Annotated in this window: 7 protein-coding genes; all 7 read right to left on the bottom strand. The window is 70.9% G+C overall.

Going from position 1 to position 5032, the window contains the following annotated elements:
* A partial coding sequence (locus ACTHMS_RS16340) for a FliO/MopB family protein (RefSeq protein WP_440307725.1) occupies positions 1-516 on the bottom strand: 516 nt, incomplete at its 3' end.
* A gap of 1 nt (position 517) precedes the next feature.
* The gene (gene fliN, locus ACTHMS_RS16335) at positions 518-1243 is read right to left on the bottom strand and encodes a flagellar motor switch protein FliN (RefSeq protein WP_440307724.1); all 726 of its coding nucleotides are present in this window, start codon (positions 1241-1243) and stop codon (positions 518-520) included.
* The gene (locus ACTHMS_RS16330) at positions 1240-2184 is read right to left on the bottom strand and encodes a flagellar motor switch protein FliM (RefSeq protein WP_440307723.1); all 945 of its coding nucleotides are present in this window, start codon (positions 2182-2184) and stop codon (positions 1240-1242) included. The genes fliN and ACTHMS_RS16330 overlap by 4 nt, the downstream gene beginning before the upstream one ends.
* A gap of 167 nt (positions 2185-2351) precedes the next feature.
* Complete coding sequence (locus tag ACTHMS_RS16325; protein WP_440307722.1) at positions 2352-2840, bottom strand: flagellar basal body-associated FliL family protein; 489 nt, start codon at positions 2838-2840, stop codon at positions 2352-2354.
* Between the two features lie 33 nt (positions 2841-2873).
* Positions 2874-3776, bottom strand: coding sequence for a flagellar motor protein MotB (locus tag ACTHMS_RS16320; protein ID WP_440307721.1), 903 nt, complete (start codon positions 3774-3776; stop codon positions 2874-2876).
* Entirely contained in the window at positions 3776-4546 is a 771-nt protein-coding gene (locus ACTHMS_RS16315) for a motility protein A (RefSeq protein WP_440307720.1), read from the bottom strand. Before ACTHMS_RS16315 ends, ACTHMS_RS16320 begins: the two co-directional genes overlap by 1 nt.
* Complete coding sequence (locus ACTHMS_RS16310; protein WP_440307719.1) at positions 4546-4890, bottom strand: flagellar FlbD family protein; 345 nt, start codon at positions 4888-4890, stop codon at positions 4546-4548. The genes ACTHMS_RS16315 and ACTHMS_RS16310 overlap by 1 nt, the downstream gene beginning before the upstream one ends.
* Positions 4891-5032 lie beyond the last annotated feature (142 nt).

Below are 5032 nucleotides of genomic sequence, written 5' to 3'. Positions count from 1 at the left end.
GACGGTCATGTCGCGAAGCGCCTCGACCGTCTGCTTCCATGTCGCCGGCGAGAGCGCCGAGCCGGCGAGCGCGCCGCCCTTGCCGGCTGCCGGGTCGGGGGTGCGGCGGTTCACCGTCGGGCGACCGTCCGGTCGGTCGGCCACGGCGACCGCTGCGGGCGCGGCGGCGGGGGCGGTGCTGCGTCCGAGTTCGATCGGGACGCGGGTGGTGCGCAGCTTCGTCTTCTTGCCCGGCGTCCCGCCGGCGGCGAGCACGGCCTGCACGCGGTCGAGCTCGGTCTCACCGACCAGGTTCACCTGTCCGTCGGTGATGCCGACGATGAGCGCCTGGTCGAGGATGCGCACGACGGCGACGGAGGCCGAGCGGGTGAGCTGCTGGCGGCCGAGCACCTCGACCACGCGGGTCGACTTGCCGGCGCCGGTGCGCTTGCCGGCCTTACGAGCGATCACCCACATCAGGCCGAGCACCGCGGCCAGCGAGATGAGGAGGCGGCCGATCGTCGAGACGGTCTCCACGTCAGCGGCCCCCGTCCTCGGAGAGGATCTGGGTGATGCGCAGCGCGTAGTTCTCGTCGATGACCACGACCTCGCCCCTGGCGATGAGGTGGCCGTTGACCAGCAGGTCGGCCGGGGCGCCGGCGGCGCGGTCGAGCTCGATGATCGCGCCGGGGCGCAGCGCCAGCAGGTTGTTCACGGTCATGCGGGTGCGGCCGAGCTCGGCGTAGACCTCCATCTCGACACCGCGCAGCAGTTCGAGCCGCTGGATGCGCTCGGTGTCGCTCGGGCCGGGGCCCTCCTCGACGACGGCGGGGGCGTCGATGCCGACCAGTACGGCGGCCTGCGGCACGTCCGCGGCGAGCAGCGGCACGACGACCGCGTCGTCGTGCGCCATCACGCGGGCCAGGGCGTCGGCGCCCGTGACCGTCTGCGGCCGGCCGAGCACCACGTCGCCGAGGGCGAGGGCCACGGCGTCGAGCGTGGGGCCGAGGGCCTGGCCGGGGTCGAGCGGGCCGAGCTCCGAGCCGGCCAGGGCGCTGCCCAGCTGCTCGTCCAGCACGATCGCGACCTCACCGGACTCGCGTCCGGTGAAGGGCACCAGCACGGCCTGGCCGCCCGCGGCGACGATGCCGGTGTCCGGCGTCGGCTCGCCCGCGGTCAGCGGCTCGGCGCTGGCCAGCGTCGCGGCGACGGCGGCGGCAGCCTGTGACGCCAGCGCGACGGCGACGGTGGGGGCAGTGGTCATCGGGGGCGCTCCTGGGTTCCTGCGGTGGCTGGCGGGGTGGTGACGAGGGCGGCGAGATGCTGACCGGTGCGGCCGGCGATGGCGTGGCCGAAGACCTCGCCGGCGGCCTCGACGGTCAGCGGGGCGCCGAGCTTGTGGCGCAGCGGCACGATGTCGCCGACGGCGAGGGTGAGGATCTCGTGCGTCGAGAGGGTGGTCGGCGCGAAACGCACGCTGACGTCGAGCGGCACGTTGCCGAGCCGGTCCTTGAGCCGCCGCACCGCGCTGGTGCCGACCATGCCGGCGTCGACGGCGTCCTCGCCGCGGGCACGGTGCATGGCCAGCCGCGGCAGCATCGGGGTCAGCGGCAGGCACAGCGTCGCGCGGCACTGCTCGGTCCCGATCACCATGTCGAACTCGGCGACGACCACGGCGTCGGTCGCGCCGGCGGCCTGGGCGAAGGCGGGGTTGTACTCGATGTCGTTGAGCGCGGGCTTCATGCCGAGCAGCAGCTCGAACGCGTACTGCAGGTTGCCCAGGATCTGCTCGAGCAGCCCCTTGATCAGCACGAGCTCGACGTCGGTGAGCGTGCGCAGCTGCTGGGGCCCACCGGGGCCGCCGAGCAGGTGGTCGATCGAGGCGAGGGCGGTCGGCAGCGAGAACTCGAAGATGCCGGTGCCGGGCAGCGGTGGCACGTCCAGCATGGCCATCAACGTCTGTTGAGGCAGACCGGCGATGTACTCCTCGTAGCTCTGCTGGACGATCTCGGTGTGCGTCACCTGGCACACCTGGCGCAGCGCGCTGGTCAGCAGCGTCGTCGCCCGCCGGGCGAAGGTGTCGTAGGACATCTGCAGCATGCGCAGGTGTTCACGCGACAACTTCGTGGGGCGACGGAAGTCGTACGGTGTGACCCCGCTCGTGCGGCTCGCGCGTGTGGGGGTCTCACGCAGGCTCGGTTGCACGCCGAACCTATCGGCGGCCCTCGCGCGTCGCTTGAGCGGCTGTCCGGTCGGGCAGATGATTCGGGACCTTGGACCCGCGCGGCGTGGGCGCGGGTCCACGTCCTGTCAGCGACCGGTGGGAGCCGTCCTGGTGCGTCCCACCGGTCCGTCGAGGTGCCCGGCGGGGGTCACTGCGTGGTGAAGACGCTGATGAACACGCCGAAGATCACGTCCTTGCCGTAGTCCTTCTGCAACGCGGTCACGAGCTGCTGCTTCAGCGCCTCCCGCGTCCCGGCCTTCGCGAGGTTGGCGAGCGTCGCGTTGCTGTAGGTGTTGATCACCGTCTCCTCGGCCTGGCTGGTCTGCGGGAGCTTCTCGGACGTCGTCGGCAGCGTCTTGCCCTCGGCGAGCTGGATGTCGGCCTCGATCTGCAGCAGGTGCCCGTCGGCGAGGTTCACGATCTGCTTGTCCATCTTCACGACCTCGCCGGCCTTGGGGGCCGCCGGCTTGGTCGGGGCGGCCGGGGCGGCGAACTTCGAGTAGCCGAAGTAGCCGCCGGCGATGAGGACGACGAGGATGACGAGGAACTTCGGCGACTTGACGTCGAGCTTCTTCTTGGCGGGGGCCTCGGTGGTGGCGTCGCCCTCGGCCTTCGCCTTGTCTTTCACGGCGGGCATGGTGTTCTCCTGGTGGACGGTGGGTCGGGGGCGTCAGTTCGCCGGGATGGTCTGGTCGGCGACCGGCAGGGTGGCCTGGTCGGCGGCGGGCAGGGAGGTCAGCACGACGATCTCGACCCGGCGGTTGCGGGTGACCGAACGCGGGTCGGACGCCGGCAGCAGCGGCTTCTGGTCGCTGAAGCCGACCGCCGAGAGCCGGTCGGGGTGCACGCCGGCGGCGATGAGGTATCGCACCACCGACGAGGCGCGGGCGGACGAGAGTTCCCAGCCGCTCGGGTAGGGGCCGGTGCTGACGTTGAGCTGGTTGGTGAACCCGTCGACCTCGACGTTGTGCTTGTCCTTGGCCAGTGAGGGTGCGACCGCCGAGAGGATGGCCGACCCGCCGGACAGCAGGGTGGCGCTGTTGCCGGGGAAGACCAGCTCGTCGGTGAGCACGGTGATGACCAGGCCGCGGCGGTCGATCTTGAACATGGCGGCGTTGGTCAGGCCCTTCTTGGCCAGGCCGTCCTTCACCGCCTTCTCGATGTTCCGGTAGTCCTCGAGCTCGGACATGACGCCGGAGGTGAACTGCGGCTTCTTGCTGTCCATGCCGCCGATGCCGTTCAGCGTCGAGATCGGCTGGCCCGGGTCGACGACGGTCTGGCCCTGGCCCTGCGTCGAGCTCTGCAGCAGCGACTCGCCGCCGTCGAGCACCGAGTTGTGGCCGTTGCCGAAGGCGTTCGACAGCGACTGGCTCAGCGCGATGAACTTCGAGGTGTTCACGACCGAGATCGAGAACAGCACGATGAACAGCACGAGCAGCAGCGTCAGCATGTCGGCGTAGGTGACCAGCCAGCGCTCGGCGCCGCCCTCCTCGTGCTCCTCCGCGTGGCCGCCGCTGCGGCGCTGCTTCGACCGCGCGACGGCACTGCCGTGCCCGCGGCCGCCGCCGGACATCAGGCGGCCTTCTTGGCCGGTGCCTCACCCTTCGGCAACATGCTCTGCAGCTTCTGGGCGATCATGCGCGGGTTGGAGCCGGCCTGGATGGCGAGCACGCCCTCCAGCGAGAGCTCCATCTGCTCGCACTCGACCGCGCTGAGGCGCTTGAGCCGGTTGCCGATGGGGAAGAAGAGGCAGTTTGCGGTCATGACGCCCCAGAGCGTCGCGACGAACGCGCCGGCGATCTTCTCGCCGAGCGACGACGGGTCGCTCAGCGAGCCGAGCACGTGCACGAGACCGAGCACCGTGCCGATGATGCCGATGGTCGGTGCGTAGCCGCCCATGTCGCTGAAGATCTTGGCTTCGGCGGCGTCGGCCGCCCGCTTGGCGTCGACCTCCGCGCCGAGGATGTCGGCGACCTCGTCCGGGTCGGTGCCGTCGATGGCCATCTCGAGCGCCCGCTTGAGGAAGGGGTTCTCGACGTTCGCGATCTCGCCCTCGAGCGCCAGCAGGCCGTCGCGGCGAGCCTTCTCGGCGAGCTTGACGATCACCTCGACGTCGTCGGTGGCGACCACGGGCTTGGCCGTCATCGCCTTGATGAGCGACCTCGGGAGGTTGATGGCGTCCTTCATCATCGTGCCGCCGACGGAGGCGCCGATGGTGCCGAGGAAGACGAGGATCATGGGGGCCGGCAGGAAGATGGCCATGATGTCGCCACCCTCCATGATCGTCGATCCGACGATCGCGGCGAACGCAAGGCCGATGCCGATGATCGATGCCGGGTCCATCACTGCTCTCCGTGGCGAAGCGGGAGCACGTTGGTGAGGTGCTCCGGGCGGTCGGTGGCGGCGGGGGCGTCGACGTCGCCGTCGTGGTCGTCGGCCGCCGGCGCCACGACCCGCAGGTCGGGCGTGTGCGCGGCGCCGATGACGCGCGCACGGAACGCGGTGATGAGCTCGGTGAGTTCCTCGAGCGACTCGCGGATGACGTACTTCGATCCGTTGACGAGTGTCACGACGGTGTCGGGCGTGGCCTCTGCGCGCTCGATCAGATCGGGGTTGAGCGCGAAGACCGGGCCGCCGAGCCTGGTGAGGTGCACCATGATCCGTCCTTGGCTGGTGTGCGTTGCCATCGGCCATCCGTGGCCGACGGGTTCTTGCTCTGCTCTGTCCATCGGCCGATCGGGCAGGGTCTTGAGTCCCGCTGATGGGTCCGGATGGGCGATTTCGGGCGTCTCGCGCGTCGGGCGGGCCCCCCCGGGGGGGGGGGGGGGC

It is taken from the genome of Jatrophihabitans sp., assembly GCF_051960575.1.
GTDB lineage: Bacteria > Actinomycetota > Actinomycetes > Mycobacteriales > Jatrophihabitantaceae > JBQCEE01.
The sequence above is the reverse complement of the archived record's forward strand: the minus strand, read 5'-3'. Positions and strand labels throughout refer to the sequence as shown.